The sequence below is a fragment of the Geobacillus jurassicus NBRC 107829 genome, from assembly GCF_001544315.1.
Lineage (GTDB): Bacteria > Bacillota > Bacilli > Bacillales > Anoxybacillaceae > Geobacillus > Geobacillus jurassicus.
The window spans coordinates 1-19,778 of sequence record NZ_BCQG01000062.1; the positions used below are offsets into that span (position 1 = coordinate 1).

General features: G+C 48.1%; 17 protein-coding genes, 1 tRNA gene and 2 pseudogenes. 12 read left to right on the top strand and 8 right to left on the bottom strand.

Annotated elements, in window-relative coordinates:
- From GJ1_RS14950 to GJ1_RS14965, 4 genes are all read left to right on the top strand, one after another.
- Positions 1 to 736: RNA-guided endonuclease TnpB family protein (locus GJ1_RS14950; protein WP_066234071.1), on the top strand; the 736-nt coding region annotated here is incomplete at its 5' end.
- Between the two features lie 147 nt (positions 737 to 883).
- On the top strand, positions 884 to 1,315 hold the full coding sequence (locus GJ1_RS14955; protein WP_245629427.1) for a GNAT family N-acetyltransferase: 432 nt from the start codon (positions 884 to 886) through the stop codon (positions 1,313 to 1,315).
- A 165-nt stretch (positions 1,316 to 1,480) separates the two neighbouring features.
- Positions 1,481 to 2,257: a hypothetical protein gene (locus tag GJ1_RS14960; protein WP_066234074.1), complete on the top strand. Its 777-nt coding sequence runs from the start codon at positions 1,481 to 1,483 to the stop codon at positions 2,255 to 2,257.
- Between the two features lie 382 nt (positions 2,258 to 2,639).
- Positions 2,640 to 2,712: transfer RNA gene (locus tag GJ1_RS14965), tRNA-Arg, on the top strand.
- A gap of 35 nt (positions 2,713 to 2,747) precedes the next feature.
- Here GJ1_RS14965 and GJ1_RS14970 read toward each other — a convergent pair.
- Positions 2,748 to 4,505, bottom strand: a complete 1,758-nt coding sequence (locus tag GJ1_RS14970; protein WP_066234076.1) for an ABC transporter ATP-binding protein — start codon at positions 4,503 to 4,505, stop codon at positions 2,748 to 2,750.
- On the bottom strand, positions 4,483 to 5,319 hold the full coding sequence (locus GJ1_RS14975; protein ID WP_066234080.1) for a MerR family transcriptional regulator: 837 nt from the start codon (positions 5,317 to 5,319) through the stop codon (positions 4,483 to 4,485). Before GJ1_RS14975 ends, GJ1_RS14970 begins: the two co-directional genes overlap by 23 nt.
- A 130-nt stretch (positions 5,320 to 5,449) precedes the next feature.
- Here GJ1_RS14975 and GJ1_RS14980 point away from each other — a divergent pair, with 130 nt between their 5' ends.
- The 6 genes and pseudogenes from GJ1_RS14980 to GJ1_RS15000 all read left to right on the top strand — a co-directional run bounded on the left by GJ1_RS14980 (position 5,450) and on the right by GJ1_RS15000 (position 10,831).
- A complete protein-coding gene (locus tag GJ1_RS14980; RefSeq protein WP_066234082.1) occupies positions 5,450 to 5,806 on the top strand; it encodes a 3'-5' exonuclease in 357 nt (118 codons plus the stop codon).
- 13 nt (positions 5,807 to 5,819) lie between these two features.
- Positions 5,820 to 6,023, top strand: a pseudogene (locus GJ1_RS18730) (YdbC family protein); the annotation flags it as partial.
- Between the two features lie 991 nt (positions 6,024 to 7,014).
- A complete protein-coding gene (locus GJ1_RS14990) occupies positions 7,015 to 7,578 on the top strand; it encodes an NYN domain-containing protein (protein WP_033008850.1) in 564 nt (187 codons plus the stop codon).
- 12 nt (positions 7,579 to 7,590) lie between these two features.
- Positions 7,591 to 7,855, top strand: a pseudogene (locus tag GJ1_RS19130) (DUF4351 domain-containing protein); the annotation flags it as partial.
- 421 nt (positions 7,856 to 8,276) lie between these two features.
- Entirely contained in the window at positions 8,277 to 9,779 is a 1,503-nt protein-coding gene (locus GJ1_RS14995; RefSeq protein WP_066234085.1) for a malate:quinone oxidoreductase, read from the top strand.
- 500 nt (positions 9,780 to 10,279) lie between these two features.
- On the top strand, positions 10,280 to 10,831 hold the full coding sequence (locus tag GJ1_RS15000; protein WP_066234087.1) for a YpiB family protein: 552 nt from the start codon (positions 10,280 to 10,282) through the stop codon (positions 10,829 to 10,831).
- 126 nt (positions 10,832 to 10,957) lie between these two features.
- Here GJ1_RS15000 and GJ1_RS15005 read toward each other — a convergent pair whose 3' ends face one another.
- Both GJ1_RS15005 and GJ1_RS15010 read right to left on the bottom strand, forming a co-directional pair.
- Positions 10,958 to 12,082, bottom strand: a complete 1,125-nt coding sequence (locus GJ1_RS15005) for an NAD(P)/FAD-dependent oxidoreductase (protein ID WP_066234090.1) — start codon at positions 12,080 to 12,082, stop codon at positions 10,958 to 10,960.
- A gap of 209 nt (positions 12,083 to 12,291) precedes the next feature.
- The gene (locus GJ1_RS15010) at positions 12,292 to 13,131 is read right to left on the bottom strand and encodes an MBL fold metallo-hydrolase (RefSeq protein ID WP_066234092.1); all 840 of its coding nucleotides are present in this window, start codon (positions 13,129 to 13,131) and stop codon (positions 12,292 to 12,294) included.
- Between the two features lie 539 nt (positions 13,132 to 13,670).
- Here GJ1_RS15010 and GJ1_RS15015 point away from each other — a divergent pair.
- A complete protein-coding gene (locus GJ1_RS15015; protein WP_066234111.1) occupies positions 13,671 to 13,928 on the top strand; it encodes a hypothetical protein in 258 nt (85 codons plus the stop codon).
- Positions 13,929 to 14,014: 86 nt separating this feature from the next.
- Here the strand turns inward: GJ1_RS15015 and GJ1_RS15020 are convergent, their stop codons facing one another.
- The gene (locus GJ1_RS15020) at positions 14,015 to 14,773 is read right to left on the bottom strand and encodes an SDR family oxidoreductase (RefSeq protein ID WP_066234095.1); all 759 of its coding nucleotides are present in this window, start codon (positions 14,771 to 14,773) and stop codon (positions 14,015 to 14,017) included.
- A gap of 437 nt (positions 14,774 to 15,210) precedes the next feature.
- Between GJ1_RS15020 and GJ1_RS15025 the strand changes: the two genes are divergently transcribed.
- Positions 15,211 to 15,861, top strand: a complete 651-nt coding sequence (locus GJ1_RS15025) for a DUF975 family protein (protein WP_066234098.1) — start codon at positions 15,211 to 15,213, stop codon at positions 15,859 to 15,861.
- A 107-nt stretch (positions 15,862 to 15,968) separates the two neighbouring features.
- On the opposite strand, the gene GJ1_RS15030 is transcribed toward GJ1_RS15025, so the two are convergent.
- The 3 genes from GJ1_RS15030 to GJ1_RS15040 form a co-directional block, all read right to left on the bottom strand.
- Positions 15,969 to 17,336 (bottom strand): short-chain fatty acid transporter, encoded by a 1,368-nt coding sequence (locus GJ1_RS15030; RefSeq protein ID WP_066234101.1) that lies wholly within the window; start codon positions 17,334 to 17,336, stop codon positions 15,969 to 15,971.
- 302 nt (positions 17,337 to 17,638) lie between these two features.
- Complete coding sequence (locus GJ1_RS15035) at positions 17,639 to 19,240, bottom strand: class I adenylate-forming enzyme family protein (RefSeq protein WP_066234104.1); 1,602 nt, start codon at positions 19,238 to 19,240, stop codon at positions 17,639 to 17,641.
- Positions 19,241 to 19,258: 18 nt separating this feature from the next.
- Positions 19,259 to 19,778: SDR family NAD(P)-dependent oxidoreductase (locus GJ1_RS15040; protein ID WP_066234114.1), on the bottom strand; the 520-nt coding region annotated here is incomplete at its 5' end.

A 19,778-nucleotide genomic window follows, 5' to 3' on the forward strand; every position in this document is an offset into this window, starting at 1 on the left:
GACATTAGAGAAAAAAATAGGTGTACCCGTTGCAGCACGTCCATATCAACAAGTATGGCTTAATCGAATCATGAACGGAACGGCAAAACAAGGATCGGCTAAACTGTATAAGAAAAAGAAAAAATGGTACTTAGCTATTCCCATCACTTTTAAAGCAGAACAACGGAAAGAAACAAAAGTAATGGGAATTGATCTAGGGCTAAGATATATCGCTGTTGCTAGTGTCGGAACCAAATCTTTATTCTTCAAAGGGAATCAATGCGCCTTCATACGCCGACGATACGCGGCTTTGCGAAGGAGATTAGGAAAAGCGAAGAAGCTCCATATGATTCGCAAAATCGGCGATAAAGAGTCCTGCTGGATGAAGGATATGAACCATAAAATCAGCCGTCAAATCGTCCGTTTTGCGCTCGCCAACGGTGTTGGCGTGATTCGGATGGAAGATTTGGCGGGGATTCGGAAACGAGCCGCTTCGGCCAAAGAAGCGGGACGAAGTCTTCATTCATGGGCGTTCCATCAACTGCAAACGATGATTGCCTACAAAGCCGAAATGGCGGGCATTCGGGTCGAGTGGGTGAATCCGACTTATACGAGCCAAACGTGTAAATGTGGACATCGGGAAAAGGAAAATCGCAATGGCATCCAGTTTACGTGTAAAAAATGCGGATACACCATCCACGCCGACTTGAATGGCGCGATCAACATCGCCAAAGCGATTTCAAGCTTGAGCGCCTAACCTAGCGCACTGGTCACAGGTGTGCCGCCCATCGGGGTACACTTTAACCGGATGGGATGGGCTGATGACACAGCCATGAACTCTGGCGTTGTCCGAACCAGAAATGGATGAGGACGCTAACGACCAGAGAATCCCACGGATTTAGCCGTGTGGAGTGTCAAGACCGAAGCGGAAATGACGGTCACGAGCGAGCAGCAACATCAATGGCTGCAACAAATGGTGAACGAACCTGGAAAGTTGGCGATTTTAGCCGAGCATGACGGAGAGATGATCGGGTTTTTAGATTTTCATAACGGGAATAAACAGCGAATTAGGCACCAAGGATTTTTTGGCATGAGCGTGAAAAAAGACTTCCGGCATCAAGGGATTGGCACGGCGCTGCTTGCAGCGTTGCTCGATTGGGCAACGGAAAATCCTTTGATTGAAAAAGTTTGCTTGGAAGTCGTCGCTGACAACACGAACGCGCTTCGATTGTATCAAAAGTTTGGGTTTGTGGAAGAAGGCGTGAAGAAAAAAGCTGTGAAAATCGATGAGAAGACGTACTGGGATTTGATTGTAATGGCTCGTTTTGTCGATTAAGGTCGGCGTGTGGGTGCCGGGAGACGGTTGACTTTGTATGCCAACCATAAGAACGGATGTCCAACTTCGATGAAGGAAAGATGACTTGCCTGCGAGGGATGAACCTTGGAAGTAGTAACCTATACCTTCTATTCGATTGTTTCCGAACGAAGTGGGGTTCGGCTGATGGATGCGGATTGGAGCGATCGATACGGATGGTTGGTCGTGCAAAAACGTCACCAACGGATGGAGTGTGTGGCAAATGGAGTTGTTCTCCATCCAAACGTTCCTGTGCGTTTTCCCATCATTCGATGGGTCGACAGCGAGCGTTTTTTACTGGCTGATACGAGAAGTGACGGGATTAGCGATAATGTGTTTTTGATGGATCTGCATGGAAATGTACAAGGTTCATTTTGCGGCGGCGACGGGATTGAAGATATAGCGGTTGGAAAAGAAGGGATATGGATCAGCTACTTTGATGAAGGGGTTTTTGGCAAAGGAATTTCTGCGGAAGGATTGGTTTTGTTTCGATTTGATGGTTCCCCGGCATTCAAATATCATTCCCATTTAACGGATCGTCCCATGATCATTGACTGCTATGCGATTTGTAAAGGGAAATCCTCGACATTATGGCTCTTTCCTTATGACGATTTTTCGCTCATTCATTTGGATCCCTACACAAAGGCGATGCAGAGATATGAAGTGCCTGAGCAGTTGCGCGGATCGCAAGCTTTATGTGTTAGGGGAAAATATGCGTATTTTTGTAACGGCTATCATTCAAAGGAGGAATTGTACAGCTGGAACATCGGAAAAGGAAAGCCAGACAAAATTGGACGTATTCATGGGGCGGCTAGAGGACTGGGACCAAAGGAAACGAGCCACTTTATAAGCGTCGACGGTTATTCAGTGAATGTATATACGATCCTTAATACCAAAGAATATGAAGGATCCCGCGTAAAATGAACATCGGAGCTAGGCCTCCTCGTTGCTTTCATCATTGGTCAATCGATAAGTCGCATTCTCGGATAAGACTCTTCGGATCTCTGCAATAGGCGACGGGCAATTCTAAAGTTCATTCTTGCATGAGAAATCGAGATGTTTTTCTATCCGGGCTCAACGTTTTACCTTCAACAATGTGAAAGACCGATGAAAAACGATGATTTTTGCCAAATCGATGGAGTGCGTCGGGAAAGAAGAGCCGATTTTACAAGGTTTATCAACTTGAGAAGGGCGGTTTTGAGCTGCTTTTCATACTAGCCTTCTAGAGGGAGGTGTTTTGTTTTCCTAGCAGCTATTGAATTCTGGTGTGTAGACGTATAGAATGTAAAAAGAGAACGATTAACACGGCCCCGTAGCTCAGTGGATAGAGCGTCGGTTTCCTAAACCGTGCGTCGGAGGTTCGAATCCTCTCGGGGCCGCTAGTCAAAACCTTTGCGATGCGGGGGTTTTTCGTCTATTTTGTGCATATATGTCGGTCTTTGCCTTGTATAAACTGATGATTCACTAGTTTTCGATATAAAGGATGGGTAGCCAGTAATAATTCATGGTTCCCTTGTCCGGTAATGCGTCCGTCTTCTATGACGAATATGGTGTCGGCATCGGTGACAGTAGAAAGTCGATGAGCAATAATCAACGTCGTTCGACCTTTCATAACGTTTTTCAGCGCTTCCTGCACTAGACCTTCTGATTCACTATCCAAGTTGGATGTGGCTTCATCCAATAGCAGGAGTTTGGGGTTTTTTAAGATGGCCCGAGCAATAGCAATTCGTTGCCTTTGTCCACCTGAAAGCTTGACTCCTCGTTCCCCGACTTCTGTTTCATAACCGTTTGGTAATTGTTGGATAAATTCGTGAGCGTTGGCCAAACGAGAAGCTTGTTCGATTTCTTCATGTCTAGGCACTTTTTCTAACCCATAACAAATATTTTCCTGAATGGTGCCTGACAAAATGGGAATATCTTGAGAAACGTAGCCAATCGCTTGCCGCCATTTTTTTAAATCAATCTCATGGATAGGGACATTTCCTAACAAAATCCGTCCTTCATTTGGCAGATAAAAGCGCTCAATGAGTGAAAAAATTGTCGTTTTTCCACCACCACTGGGACCAACAAAAGCGTACGTTTTGCCTGGCTCAATCGTAAAATGAATCCCTTTCAGCACCGGTTTGTCTTTATGATAAGAAAAGGAAACGTGTTCGAATTGCAATGTTTGATTGAAGTCGGGTTCTTTTTGTGATCCCGAGAGTTCCTGCTTTTCTTGAAACATTTCGTTGATCCGTTCTGTAGCTCCCAACGCTTTTTGAAAGGTGGTGAAAAAGGACGCCATGGCAGTGAAAGGCATGACAATTTGAAAAATATAAATAATGATCGCCACAAGCGCCCCTGCCGTCAAATGTCCCGACGCAACCCGGGCACCGCCATAACCGACAATGACCACGACAACAAGCATCATGACAGTGGCAATCATCGGTGAGATGACCGCATAGACTTTCGCTTCTTTCAAACCGAAGTTCATTAAATTTTTGATCTCTTTGTCCCCTTTTTCCGCTTCCACGTCTTGACCATTATAAGATTTCACGAGACGAATATCTTGCAAGATCCGGCCAAGATGTCCTGAGAATTTGGCCAGCTCATCTTGCGTGCGCAAAGAAATTTGATGCATCTTTCTTCCTAATGGCATGACGATGAGCATAGCAGCCGGAACTGCCAAAAAGATAAATAGAGTAATTCGCCAATCAAGAATAATCAGTAAAATGACGGAACCAATCACAGAGACAATGCCGCTAAAAAATGTGACGAGATGATCGGAAATGAGCGATTTGATGACCGCTGTATCTTGAGTAATGCGGCTCATCGTTTCCCCCGATTCATGGCGATCAAAAAAGGGGATAGACAAATGAAGGACGTGGTTCCATAATTTTTTTCGAATCTGGGCGACTAGAGCTTCTCCGGCATATGACATGAGATAAAACGAGACGCCACCTGCCGCCGTTTGAACGAAAAAGGCGGATAAGAGTAAAATGATTTGTTGCCACCTAATTCCGCCATGGGCTAAGAGATCAATGAAGTCCCTGGTGAAGAGGGGAATGATCAAACCAGCCCCGCTTTCAATCAATCCAAGAATGAGCGCAAAAACAATGAGCGATTTTTTCAATTGTCCCTGTTTGAGCAAATGCCAAAATTGTTTCGGACTACCTTTTTTTTCCATGTCCATCGTTCTCTCCTTTCTGTGGCTCCTCCCAATCTATACCAGTGTGCTCAAGACGTTGCATGTAGTAATCCATCGCTTGTTCAAGCCATTGCACCTCTTCTTTGGAAAAGGGGAGAGGGCTAAGGACATCCCATTCTTCCTCCCACTCAAAGGACTCCGATGTTTTCTTATTAAGTAGATCGGCAATCTTTTCGACGGTCTGAGAGCTCAAAAGGCCAACAGTAGAGCGCAGGAACGTTTCAATCATGTGCTGTACGTCAGGATGATCGATGGGGAGCCCGTACATTTCGTGAACTTGTTTGACAAACTGAGCATAGGACTTAATCATTTCTTTCTCTTTTTGCTTGAGTTCTTCATTATGAAAGATGGCATCAATGGTTTCTTGATCTAGGTAATGTGTCATCAATCGTTTTTGATCCTCTTCTGTTTGAATGCTGCGGATTAAACTCATCAAGAGAAGGCTGTCAATCTCTCCTTCTTCTTCTAAAAGGGTGATGGCATATTCAATGGCTTGAATGGATCTTTCTAACTGGCTCCGTTTTTGTTCTAACATGTTCTTTTCTAGTATTAACGTTTCTTTTAATGTAAGGTCGTACGTTGGTTGGTGAATATATTGCCGAATCTCTTCCAAGCTAAGACCGATAAACTTCAAACTCATAATTTTGTGCAACTGAAGAATGTCTTCTTCCGTATAGATTCGATGTCCTGATGACGGATCCTTAGCTGGTCGCAATAGTCCAATTTCATCATAATACCGCAATGTCCGGATTGACACACCTGTCTTTTTTGAGATTTCGCCGATCGAATACGTCTCCATGACAGCTTCCCACCTTTCTTTTGCTAGTCTCTCCCTTATCATACCCCCTAACGCAACTGGAGGTTCAAGAGGGACTGCTTATTCCATACAAGTGCGTAAAGACTGTGTTGGCTGTAGAAGAAGATTTGACTTGAACAAACAAAAAAAGCCGATCTTGTTTACGGATGCTTTTAGCGTCAAAGGGCTTGAGTTTGATTATGTATTTTTGATTCATTTTGACCGTGATCATTATCCGAATAAAAAGAGGATTGAAGAGCTGGATAAACGAGCCGGTGACAATAAAAATAGTGACGGCTACAAGGCGGATTTTGAAGCTATACTCAATGACGAAAAGAAAGTTCTTTATGTTGCAATCACTAGGGCGAAAAAAGAAGTGCAGTTGATGTATACTGGCCGCAACTTTAAAAGTATTTGTCCTTTTGTAAGAAATTTTCATAAAGAAGATTACGATGCCTTTGGCTTTGATTCAAGTATATATTCCAAGTAAGGGAGCGGTTTGTTTGGCAACGATTCAGTTTGAAATCAAAAAACGAATTGCGACGTTGTCTAGTTCTCCCAAAGGATGGAATAAGGAACTAAATCTTGTGAGTTGGAACGGATATCCCCCGAAGTATGATATACGGGATTGGGATGTCTCACATGCGAAAATGGGAAAAGGAGTTACCCTTTCAGAAGCGGAAGCGAAGGAGTTATATTACGCATTAAAACAGCTGTTTGAGGAAAATTCATCTAAAAACTCCAGCGTGCAAAATGAGGATTGGTGGAAACGAATCGATGAATGGACGGAGAACGCTCCGTTATTTATTCAACAACTCAAGAATGTGCTAATATTTATGAACGAAAAAGAGTACTCTGTCGAGAAACAAAGGCAATTACTGTTTTCTGCAAAGAAAAAATACAGAGTTTTGCAAGGAAAAGTGCAGAGAATTACAACTTGACATGGAGCCTCTGGGGGCGTGATTAAAAAGCCAGGAATCCAGCAATATCAAGGGCTGGCTATGCCTAAAAAGGCTATCACGCCCCCCACTCCATGTCAAGTTGGCCTAAGCCAAATTCTCTGCAGATCTCTGTATTTTTATTTTGCAATAAACAGCAATTACTAACGGGGATACAATCGGCACCATCTGAAGAAGCGTTGCAATACGAAATAGAAAGCATTAGCAGCATTTATCCTTCATTCCATAGGGAGTTTATTAGCCTGGTTCGAAAGTTAGAGTCGGAGGAACTGGAACGGTTGTTTTTATATATTTGTCATCGCTAGAAAAGGTGAGGAATTCGAATAAAAAATGGTGGGATGATCCGAGCGGGTGACCGCAATGAACTTATTCCGTTTTTGGCTGGAAAAGGCATCGCATCGATCGGATGGCGCGGTTGGGAACCCAAAGACATGTGTTCAACCAAAAGAACAGTTGCTGAAAAAGGCAAATGAAGTGTCCAGCGAGGCCAAGCCGAAATCGAGAGCAAGTCAAACATCACAAAAACGCTGCCTATGCCTCGGAAATCCAACAGCTTCTCGGGGCCAACCGGCTCGACGCGAATTGTCTGTTCGTCTCAACTGGGGGATTTACATGCACCGTTTTTCCAATTATAATGATATTTAGAATAACCGCTGCCGTTCGGATGGATGGCAGGTCAAGAGAGGGGGCGGCATCGCCGCTCCTTTTGTATTCATTGCCATGGACGGGAGGGAATGCTTTGTATTCGCGAATTGCCTTATTTATTGATGGTGGATATCTCGACCATGTGTTGAAATGGCATGGAAAAGCCAAAATCGATTACAGCAAGCTTGCTCAACAAATGGCTCAAGGCCATCTGCTTTTACGAACGTACTACTACCATTGCCTTCCTCATCAATCATCCTATCCATCTCTAGAGGAAAAAGACTATTTCTCCCATGCACAACGTTTTTTCAAAAGACTAAACCGGCTTGGTAGTTTTACCGTCCGGGAAGGGAAGCTAGCATTTCGTGGCATTGATGAGCGCGGGTTTCCAGTGTTTGAGCAAAAAAGGATCGATGTGATGCTAGCAACCGATTTGGTTATGCATAGTACGAAGAAATTAATCACTCATGCGGCATTGTTGACGGGGGACAGTGATTTTTTGCCCGCGTTGCAAATCGCCCAATCAGAAGGAGTGCATATCACCCTTTATTATTCCGACGGAAATGATGAGATTCGGCCGCACGATGAACTGTTAGATCTTGTCGATGACAGGAAAGTAATCGATGCGGAATTTCTCCACAGCATTCGACGGGAATGAGAAGGCGATTGTGTACAACTGTTATTTCCTAAGGGCGCGTTTTTCGATTTCAGCCGCCTATTTGAGAAATGCCACCGCAACATTGCACCAATCGCTCTCTTCAGCTACGAGGCCCTCCGCGATGAACCGTCCGTGTTTTCGACCGAGTTTCCCTTTGGGGCGAGGTAGTGCAGTTTCGCTTTTTCCCGGTGGAGCTCCGCAAGCAACACTAACGGAATGACATTCAGCATGACAATCCGGTTGCTGAATGGGGTATACTGGAAGTGAACGAGTCGAATCCCCATATGCTTGACTTGACGGAAAAAGAAGTTTGGAAATGGTTAATGGAATCGCGATCGTTTTGCAGGGGAAGAAAATGACGCGGATATGGAACAAAAATGATTTCGTTTGTTTTTCATCAGCCTTCTTGAAAAATCTCTGCATTTTTTCTCGAGGATGGTGGCGAAATATTCAACGATTTTGTAAAATTATTATGAAGGGCGATTGCCGAGGGCCACGTCGATGTAATGAATAGGCGACGATATATTGAATTATATTAATATATTTTTGTTGAGCTCGATAATAATGACATACTATTAATCAATTGTGTTATAATAAATCTTGTAATCGCCCTCAAAATCCAAAGGGGTATCGGTGGAATCATTTCGAGCGGTCGCTCGATGCTCTTTTACAACTATTCATGGATAGGGATGGTAAACATGGGGAACAAACAAACAACGGACGTCATTTTAATCGGCGCTGGCATTATGAGCGCAACGTTGGGGACGCTGCTCAAGGAATTGGCGCCCGAATGGGAGATTGCCGTGTTTGAACGGCTCGAAGAAGCGGGGGCGGAAAGCTCCAACGAGTGGAACAACGCCGGAACCGGACATGCGGCGCTTTGCGAGCTGAACTACACCGTTGAGAAGTCCGATGGGTCGATCGACATCAGCAAAGCCATCAAAATCAATGAGCAGTTTTATGTCTCCTTGCAGTTTTGGGCTCATTTAGTGAACAGCGGGGTGCTCGCGGATCCAAAAGAGTTCATCCGCCCATTGCCGCATATGAGCTTCGTGCAAGGGGAAGACAATGTCGCGTTTTTGAAAAAGCGGCATGAAACGATGGCGGCCAATCCACTATTTAAAGGAATGGAATTTTCTGATGACCCGAAAAAGTTGGCCGAATGGGTGCCGCTCATGATGGAAGATCGGGTTGTGACCGAGCCGATTGCGGCGACGCGGATCGAGTCGGGGACGGACGTCAACTTTGGGGCATTGACGCGCCAATTGTTTGAACATTTGAAACGGAAACATGTCAGCATTCACTACCGCCATCATGTCGAGGATATCAAACGGACAAGCGATGGCTTATGGGAGTTGAAGGTGCGGAATTTGGACACGGGCGCCGTGGAGCGTCATGCGGCCAAGTTTGTCTTCATCGGCGCCGGAGGAGGCAGCCTCCACTTGTTGCAAAAATCTGGCATTCCAGAAGGGAAAGGGATCGGCGGCTTCCCGGTGAGCGGACTGTTTATGGTGTGCAACAACCCAGAGGTTGTGGAAAAGCACCACGCGAAAGTGTACGGCAAAGCGAAAGTCGGCGCACCGCCGATGTCGGTGCCGCACTTGGACACGCGGTTTATCGATAATCAAAAAATGCTGCTGTTTGGGCCGTTTGCTGGTTTTTCGCCGAAGTTTTTGAAAAACGGGTCGATGCTCGACCTGTTCACCTCGATCAAGCCGCACAACGTATTGACGATATTGGCCGCTGGTGTGAAAAATATGGCGCTCACCAACTACTTGATCCAACAAGTGCTGTTGTCCAAAGAGCAGCGCATGGAAGAACTGCGCGAATTCGTTCCGACGGCGAAAAGCGAGGAGTGGGACATCATCGTCGCTGGTCAGCGCGTGCAAGTGATTAAAGACACAGAATCTGGCGGCAAAGGGACTTTGCAATTTGGCACGGAAGTCGTCCATGCGGCCGATGGCTCGATCGCGGCGTTGCTTGGCGCTTCGCCGGGTGCATCAACGGCGGTTCACGTCATGCTTGAAGTGATGGAGAAATGCTTCCCGGAACAGATGAAAGAATGGCGGCCGAAAGTGAAAGAAATGATTCCGTCCTACGGTGAATCATTGATGAAAAACGAATCGCTTTTGCGGCAAGTGCAAGCATCTACAGCGGAAGCGCTCGGGTTGAACGGCCACTTTGCGCTGCAGTTGGCGTAAGCCTGTGCTTTAGCGGTCTAAAGGGAGGTCGTATACTAGTCGCCTGTAAGGAGCAGCTGCCCGAAGATCAAGGGCAGCTGTTTTCCTATATAGATGCAACGAAAACGTTTCACATATCCTTGACGGAAAAGTGGCTTGTCCATTTTTCGACTGTCGAAGGCAAGCCCGTGGCTTGCCTTCGACAGTCGATCAAATGCTCGGTAAAAACTGCAAATGTTAAAGCTTCAAATTGCATCTATATATTTTGATTGTTGCTCTGTTGATCGGACCAAAGATGCGCGGCGGGAGCCTTGAACACCGCTCGCGGCTGCGTGATGGGGCAAAATCGGTTATACTGAAAGTAAGTAAATGGATGGAATGGGAATAGACGCTTTTATGCCATCGGTTGCTTGTTGAATAAGCCTGTGCCGCGGTCCGTGTCTTGGCTTTTGAACAATGAGGAGATTGTCGGATAACTCCGCGGTGGCAGGCGAATAGGCTAGGGTGAAGGGGGTGACGCAATGACGAGATGGGTGTCATATTCAGAAAAGCGGCATTTCTTAACGACGTTTTTGCAACATTATCGTTTAAAGCATCCCGATGCCCGGTTTGTGCTCAAGTATTTGCTTCAGCACCCCCATTTGCTTGAGAACGTCCATTTTACGGAAACCGAGCAAAGGCAAGCGCGGTGGCTGATCATTTCGACTGCGATGGCGGAAGAAGAGGGGCTTGTGTTTTATCGACGGGGTCAAAAAAGCACGAGCCTGGCCGCCATTATGGGCGATTTGGCGCTGCATCCGAACGAGCCGCTTTATTTGACGCTCCATTTTCCGGGAAAGGCGAGGAATTTTGCGTACCTTCGGTTGATCGACCATCAGGCGTTTGAAAACGTCCGGCGGCATGAGCACCATGAGAAAATGGCGAAAGCCGCTGAGCAAGTGCTCGATGAGGCGTTGAAGCGTCATGAGGTGTCGAGGTTGAAACTGCAAATTGACCAGGCGCTTGACCGCAAAGATATGGAGCTGTTTCAGAAGCTGACGGAACAGTTGAAAAAATATGAAGGACAAAGCTGACAAACAACCGCCAGCTTTGCCCTAACGGCGAAAGATGGATTTCATCGGCCGCCGCTTCGGCTTTTGTCAATGTCGGGGTGGAGCGGACCGACCGCGGGATTCACTGCGCGTTCGCCCGCATCCGCATTAGGCGAGCGGAGCGATGGCATCGGCAACGTCATAGTCGCGCGGGTCGAGTTCGGTCGGGAGGCCAAGCACAAGCTTGGCGAGCTCCGATCCTAAATACGGGCCGACGGTGAGCCCGGAAGAGCCGAGGCCGTTGGCGACGTACAGGCCGGAAAACCGAGGGATCGCCCCGAAGACAGGAAGAAATCCGGGCGTGCGCGGGCGGAACCCGACTCGCGTCTCAATATATGTGCAGGCAGAAAGCCCCGGCGCAACGGCAAGCGCTTTGTCCAATAATTCGTGCATTCCCCCGGCGGTGGGGCGGATGTCCATACCCGCTTCATCTTCGTGGGTGGTTCCGATTACAATCCTGCCTCCCGGGAAAGCGAGCATATACTGATTGTTCGGTGGCATGACGACCGGCCAATGGGACGTATCGTGTTCCGGATGTTCCAAGTGGATGAGTTGCCCTTTTTGCGGCGTAACGGAAAACTCAATACCTAACGGCCGCAGCAGGTCGCCAGCCCAGGCCCCGGCGGTGATGATGACCACCTCGGCGGCGTATTTCGTTCCGTCCGCTTCCACGCCGATGACGCGTGAGCCATCAACCAGAAGCCGCGCGTTTCCGCGGATATAGACTGCGCCGTGCTTCTGTGCCGCATTGATGAGGGCGTCGCGCAGCGCGCGGCCGTTGACGCGGGCCGCCCCGCTCACATACAGGGCATGATACTTTTCCTCAAGCGGCGGAAACAGCTTCTTTGCCTCCTGCGGGTGGAGCCGCACGATGTCTCCCATCTCCGGGGCGTCTTCGCGCCGTTTGAGAGCGCGCTCCTCCATTTGGTTCAGCTTCTGTTCGTCCGTGTGCAGCCATAGCGCCCCGACGCGTGCGTAACCGGTTTCCGTTTCCCCGTATGATTCCAGCTCTTCAATGAGGGAAGGATAAAATTTCGCCCCGCCTTTCGCTAACCGATACCATTTTTGGTTGCGGCGCTGCGACAGCCAAGGACACACGATGCCCGCCGCCGCGTCGGTCGCTTGGCCTTTGTCGCCGCGGTCGATGATCACGACTTGGCCGCCTTCCTTGGCCAGGTGATAGGCGGTCGAGGAGCCTAAAATGCCAGCTCCAATGACGATGTACGACTTCATACAGAAACACCTTTTTCGTTTTTTTTCTATTAGCATATATAGCATAACATACAAGCGGCCGAACGAAAACGGGGGCGGTTAGCCGAAGCAGGACAAGTGCGACAACAGAAAAAAGAAATGATGGCTGCTATAGAAAAGTGGGCATATTCTTTCCGTAAAAAATTTCGTCCATTTTCCAACGGCCTATGGCCATTTCCGGCAGCCCCGCTTCAGCTCGCTTGTTTTGTCTTATATTCCTGAATGACTGACCGGATGATATGGAGCGAGTCCCACTCTCCGCCCGAGAAAAAGACGATCGGGTATTTTTTCGGAAACAAAATCGTTTGGATTTGTTTGGGCGGTGTTCCTTTTTCGTATAAATCGATGATCGTCCCTTGCAGTTCAAGCAAATAGTCAAGCTTCCGCTGCAACGCCTCGCGCCCGTTCGGGAGATAGCCGGCGTGAGCGCAAAAGACGTCGCCGAAATCGTACGTCAACACGTGTTGCAAGGAAGCGATGATCGCCGGGATGTTTTCCTCGCGCAAGATGACTTTCGTTTTTTCTTGACAGTACAAGTCGCCGCTGAACAGCTGGCCGGTTTCGCGGTTCAAAAACGCCACATGGTCGATTGAATGGCCCGGCGTCGGGATGACGTCCCACGTTGCGTTTCGCGAGGAAAACGTCGCGCCGATGGGCTTGGCGGCAAACGGTTCGCGCTTGCCCCAAAACACTTTTCGATAAAGCGGATAGTCCGCTTTTTGGCGGCAGTAGTCGATCATTCGCTCATTCATATAGATGGGCAAGCCCATCTTTCGCTGCAAAAACGCCGCGCAGCCGGTATGGTCTTCGTGAAAATGGGTGATCACGACTTGATCGATGTCTTGTTGTTGGAAAAACGAAGTGAATTCGTTTTCCATCGATTTTGCGCCGGTGTCAATCAGCACGTCATCGATGACAAAGCAGCGAACAGTGAGCCGAACGCCTTGAAACATCGCCGTTCCCTTGGCGATGCGCACGTTTTGCACCGTCTCGGTTTCAAACCGCTTTTTGATCACTTTCTCGAGCAACATACAGGGAACCTCCTTGCCGCAAGAATGGTTGTGTTCATTATATCATAAAGAATGAGTGTTCATTCATTTTTTCTTCAAACGCGCTGAACGTCAAAGCGTGCTTTGCCCGGTGGTCGAGGTGCGACCGATCAAGACAAGTCGCCTATTGTTAAGCTTACTTCAGTCACCAATCGTTGTGTATCCCTTCTTTTCCGGGGATTGAGCGCTCTATCAGCATTTCGGGTTCGTTAGAATGACGGGGAAGGATTTTCTTATATTCGTTAATATAGTAAAATGATAGAAAGCGATTCATTTGGTCATTTTGATGGAGAACGCTCCCCATTTCCACCTTAGGGAAACACATAGACAATCGACAGGGGAAAGGGCGACGGATGCAAGCGTGGTTGCTTTTTTAGTCGCAATGGGGCGTCCGGAAAGCCTTCTGACAGCGGAAAGGTGTTTATGTGTTGCAAAATCAAGTCGGATGATGGATGGGCGTTCCAGCCGCTGAATCCAAGAGAACGTCAAGCGATCGTTCGAACCGTTTGGAGGGAGATGAATTGAAAACCGTTATCCAAGCCTTATTGATTTCACTGGTTGTCCATATCGTGTATTTCGCAGCAACGATCGGCATCGGGTATTGGAAAACGAAGCTTTACAAGCCTGATGTGGCCAATGCCTGGGAGCGTGTCGATGTGTTGCAAAACGAAGTCACATTTGGCCGTGCAGGGGCGCCGATCGTTTATTTGGTTTCGTTTGTCGGAGTGGCGATGATCAGTGGATTGGTGCTGTATGTGTACAAAATGGCTCGGAGATAAAGAAAAAGACGGCGTGAAGGAGAGGGTGAAAAAGCCGATCCCGAAGGTGAACGAAATCCATCGGGATGGCTTTTTTCATTTTTACGTCAATACGCCGTCCACCCAGCATCAGCCACAATAACAGCGCCGTTGATGAAACTCGAGTCATCAGAAGCCAAAAACAAAGCGACTTTTGCGATTTCCTCTGGCTCTCCTGCTCGTGGGTTGAGAGCCGCGCCCGCCATGGCCCGCTCCATTCCGAATGGGTTCGGCGCGGTGATCGTGGCACCGATGTTCGTGCTGACGCCGCCTGGGGCGATGGCATTGCAGCGGATGCCTTCTTTCGCATATTGGAATCCGACGTTTTTCGTCAACCCAATGACGGCGTGCTTCGAAGCGGTGTAGGCTGCCCCAGCTCGCGATCCGTAAAGTCCGCCGACGGAGGCGATATTGATGATCACTCCGCTTTTTTTGGCAAGGAAGATGGACAGTGCTTTGCGAGTGGTGCGCATGACGCTTGTCGCGTTGACGGCAAACACTTTTTCCCACAGCTCATCCGTCACATCGGCAGCAGGCACAAAGTTGTCCATAATGCCGGCATTGTTGACTAAAATGTCAAGCGTTTCGAATGTTTGCACCGTTTCATTGATCAGACGCTCGACATGTTCTTTGTTCGCAACGTTGGCGGTGATGCCGATGGCGGTTCCGCCGTTTTCTGTAATCTCTTTGACTACAGCGGACTGCCCTTCTTCGTGAATGTCTGAGACGACGACTTTTGCTCCTTCTTTGGCAAACAACAGCGCGATCGCTTTTCCCATCCCCGAGGCGGCTCCGGTGACAATGGCGACTTTTCCTTGCAGCTTCATTTAAAGTTCCTCCTTGTTTAGAAAATCATCCCCTTATTTGTACCCATATGTTTTTGTTGAATCACAGGGATAGAATTTGAAAATTTCATTTCAAGCGACATCTCCCGGAAGGATATCAAAGAGTTGGAGATGGAGGAGAACATTTATGGCAAGTGGGATAAGGGATGACCATATATAGGAAGAAGAGGATTTCATCACTCGTTTTGTTAGCTCAAAAACATTTTAAAAAATCTTTTCAATTTATCTAGCTGGGGGGTGAAAGGTAAGGTATAATGTGGTAAAAAGTCATGTTTAGAAGGCTGATGATCGAATGGAGAAAGTGTTTGGATTAAGAAGGTGGTAAGAACAGAATTTGCAAAGTTTCCTAAGTTGAGAAACAGTTTGTTTGAACCGCATGTTTCATTAAAATCACCGGCTTTCTAAGAGGAGGAGCCATCATGACATTATCACAGCTCAGAAGGCAAGCGAGGCAGGCGTTAAAAGGGAAATGGGGAATGGCAGTTCTTATTATGTTCGTGTATTTTGTGTTGAATACGGTCATCCCAACGTTGTTGGAAATGGTGCTCAGCGGGGGATGGAGCGATTGGATGGCACAAGAGGATCCGCCGTTCTCGGCTCAGATGGTGAGCTTGCTGTATACGATTGCGCTGCTTCCGCTCGGCATCGCGGTCTATTGGGTGTTTTTAGATGCGTATCGAGGGCAGCCGCTTTCGGTGGCGCCGCTCTTCACCGTGTATCAGCAAGGAAAGTTGCCGCTCAAGTTGATCGGCGCATCGATTTTGTACGGCATTTTTGTGTTTTTATGGAGTGTTCTGCTCATTATCCCGGGGATTATTAAATCATTGGCTTACTCGCAGACGTTTTTTTTGTTAAAAGACCATCCGGAGTATGGGGTGCTTCAAGCGATTCGAGAAAGCAACAAGCGGATGAAAGGGTATAAAGGGAAGCTTTTTTTGCTTTATTTGAGTTTTCTCGGCTGGGGGATTTTGTCCGTTCTGACGCTCGGCATCGGGTTGCTTTGGCTGATTCCTTATGTGTACACGTCGCTGGCGGTTTTTTATGATCAGTTGATTCGTGTGCAAGAATAGACCATATAGTTTCGATTCTTGGAAAAACCTATCCGCTAGAAATGTGAATTTCTTTATAAATGTTGCCCGCAGCCAGTTCAATAGGTTGGCTGCGGGCTGTTGTTTGGTTAAAGCACATACAGAAAGACGGAAGCGACAACACCGACGTAAATGAAGGTGATCGTCGTAAATCCCATAATGTCGCGGATGCGCAGGCCGGCGATGGCGAGAAGCGGGATGGCCCAAAACGGCTGGATCATGTTGCTCCATTCGCCCCAAGCGACGGCCATGACCATTTTGGCTGGATCGACGCCCATTTCCAAGGCGGCCGGAAGAGCGATGGGCGCTTGGACGACCCATTGGCCGCCGCCCGATGGGATGAACAAGTTTAAAAATCCGGCTGACCAAAACGTGAATAGCGGCAACGTTTCGCCTGTCGAAAACTTTGTAAAGAAATCAGAGAGCCATTGCGCTAATCCGGATGAGGACATCATGCCCATGATTCCGGCGTAAAACGGATATTGCAAAATAATTTGGCTGACGCTGCTAGACGATTTGACAAGGCCCACCCCCAGTTCGCGCACATTTCCGAACAGCAGCAAAGCGAATGTTAAAAACATTAAGTTGACGGTATTTAAATCAAGGGAAAAGCCATTTTTGGAAAAATGGATGATTAGGTACACGAGCCCAAGGATGCCGGCGGCCAGCGTAATCAGACGGCTTTTTTCGATTTTGTCATTGATGAAGTCGGATTGTTCTTGCGGCTCTTCGATCGCATCCTCCAACAAGGCCGGATCGATGAGAAAACGGTCTTCCTTTCTGGCAGGATGAATGATCTTCATGATAAAAGGCAACGTGAAAAAGACGACGAGAATAATCGCCATATTTACCGCCGAGAAAATGGTTTCCGATGTCGGGATAATGCCGATCTGCTTCTCAAACACATGTCCTTTGGTGGCGACAAATAAAGCAGCAGAGGACGACAAGCCGCCTTGCCAAATGACAAATCCGGAATATCCGGCAGCGACAAGGACGCGATAGTCGACGTCACGCACTTTTTTTGCCACGAGCTTGGCGATGATGCCGGCGACGACGAGGCCGAATGCCCAGCTGATGAATGAAGCGGCGAGCGATGTAAAAGTGACGAGCAAGATGGCGGAATTGGGCGAATGGCATTTCCCGGCGATTTTTTCAAGCAATCGCGAGACGGGTTTCGTCAACGCCAAGGCATAGCTCATGACAAAGGTGGTAATGACTTGGGCGGTGAAGGCGAGCAGCCCCCATAAGCCGTCACCCCAGTATGTGATCATTTCAGCTGGGCTTTTTCCGTTGATCAATATTCCGCCTAAAAATGTCACAAACGTCAGAACAACGGCGAAGACGAACGAATCGGGGAGCCAGCGTTCGGCGATTTTGGCGAAAAAGAGCGCCAGTTTGGCCATCCAATTGTTGTCCTGCCTTTCGATCCCAACATTCGTCTGTGCTTTTGCTTCCATACGGCGTCAGCCTCCTTGACAAATTTTATGACCATGTCCGTTCTTTATCTCATATTTCGCAACCTTTGCATAATATACAAAAAATAACTCAAATATTCGCATAAAAATAAATTTTTATACAAATATTGTAAAATAACTAATTTTTATTCGCTAAAATCAGGCTTATTTTGAATTTTTATTCATGGTGCGAAATGTGAGCTTTATGGCTGATGGCAGCGTGCGCAAAGGACGGAACAGTGGATTCAAACAAAACATTTGATAACGCTTTCAAAAACATCGTTTTTCCATGGTGACGAGTTTGGTCACTGTCGTTGATTCGCCATTGACATTTCCACCAGCTTGTTTTTTAAAATTTTCCCTCCCGGATTGCGCGGGAGCTGGTCAATCAACTCGACTTGCTTTGGCGTTTTGAACTTTGGAAGACGTTGGCGGGCGAAGGCGATCAGTTCTTCAGCGGTCAGCGGCTCTCCTGGTTTGGCGACGACGTACGCTTTCACCTCTTCGCCGAATACAGGATCTTTTACCCCGACCACTGTAGCTTCGAGCACTTTCGGATGGGCGTATAGCACATTTTCGACTTCAACAGAGTAAATTTTCTCTCCGCCGCGGTTGATCACGTCTTTTTTTCGGTCGAGGATGTACACAAAGCCATCTTCGTCTATACGGGCAATATCTCCCGATTTCCAGTAGCCGTCTTCGGTGAACGAAGCGATGTTTGCCTCTGGGCGGTTCCAATATTGTTGGATGACCATCGGTCCTTTAATGTACAGCTCACCGGCTTCTCCCGGCTTGGCCGTCTCGCCGGTTTCTGTAACGATTTTGATATCGGCAACAGGCACCGGGACGCCGACGGAGTCGGTTTTATCGTCCGGATACTGCTTTGGCATGATCGTTGTCGGCGAAGTGGTTTCCGTCGCCCCGTAGGCGTTGTGTAAGAAAGCGTTCGGGAAGCAGCGCCGCAACTTGCCGATCGTCTCCTTTGACATCGGGGCTCCGCCGTAGGCAACGATGCGCACGAAATCGTAGGAGAAGGTGTCAAACAATGGATGCGACATCATCATAATGTACATCGTCGGCACATTGAATAAAAAGTTGATGTTCTCCTGCTGGATAAGCCGGATGGCAGCTTCCGTTTGGTAGCGCTCCATCAAGACGACGGTTCCGCCGACGAGCAGCATATGAAGCAACTGGCCGATCAAGCCGGTCACGTGAAAGAGCGGAACGGCGACGAGCGTGCGTGCCGTATGGTCGGTTTGCAAGACGAATTGGTAGCTGAGGCAGCTATGAATGGCGTTCACATGGCTGCCGACCGCTCCTTTCGGCAATCCGGTCGTTCCCGACGTGTACATAATGTAAAGCGGGTCGGTTTCTTCCGGCGATATGTCCGGCTGCTTTTCGCCGCCTGCGCGATGGAGCAGCTCTTCATGGAAGGAATACAGACGTTTCTCAGGGTCATGTCCATCAGTCAAATAACAAGATTGGATCAACGGATCGCGGACCAGCCAGTCTTCGAGCGGTTGTACGAACTCCCGGTTCGTAATAAGCATTTTCGCACCGGCATTCGTCATCATGTAAATCAAGTCATTGGCGATCAATCTCGTGTTCAGCGGCACGAAAATGGTCCCGATTTTGGCACAAGCCAATGCGGTCAGCACAAATTCGATGTCGTTGCCGAGCAATAGTGCAACTCGGTCGCCTTTATGCACGTTCTGTTCGGCGAGGCGGCCGGCTAATCGGTCGACGAGTTGCTTCAGTTCGGCATAACAAAGCCGTGTTTCGCCTTTTACAAGCGCTTCGCCTTTGGGAAATTTTGCGGCTGAGCGGGCAAGCATCTCGTAAACGTTCGTCGGCCGTTCAGCAAACAGCTTGACGGTCCGTCCATACAAACGTCCTTCTACAATCATCGAATCCCTCCCCGTAAATTATTTCGCTGTCCAGCCGCCGTCGACGTACAAAATGTGTCCGGTAATGTAATTGGCGGCGTCAGAGGCGAGAAAGACGACCGGTCCGGTGACATCTTCCGGCTCGCCAACGCGGTTGAGCATTGTGCTGTTGACGATGTTTCGGTACCGTTCTTCGTCTTGAAGCCAGGCGCTGGTCATTGGCGTTCGGATGTAGGCAGGAGCGATGGCGTTGACATTGATGTTGTAGGGGGCAAGCTCGCTCGCCCACACTTTCGTCAATTGGTTGATGCCGCCTTTGCTGGCGGCGTAGCTCGTTTGAAACGGCATCCCGACCCCGCCGAAAATGGACGAAATGTTGATGATTTTCCCGTATTTTTGTTTGATCATCTGTTTGGCGGCAGCCTGGCCGACAAGGAAAATGCCTTTTAAGTTCGTGTTCAACACTCGGTCCCAATCGTCTTCCTCAATATCAATGAGCGGCTTGCGAATGTTCATGCCAGCGTTGTTCACTAAAATGTCAAGGCGGCCGTGCTGTGCG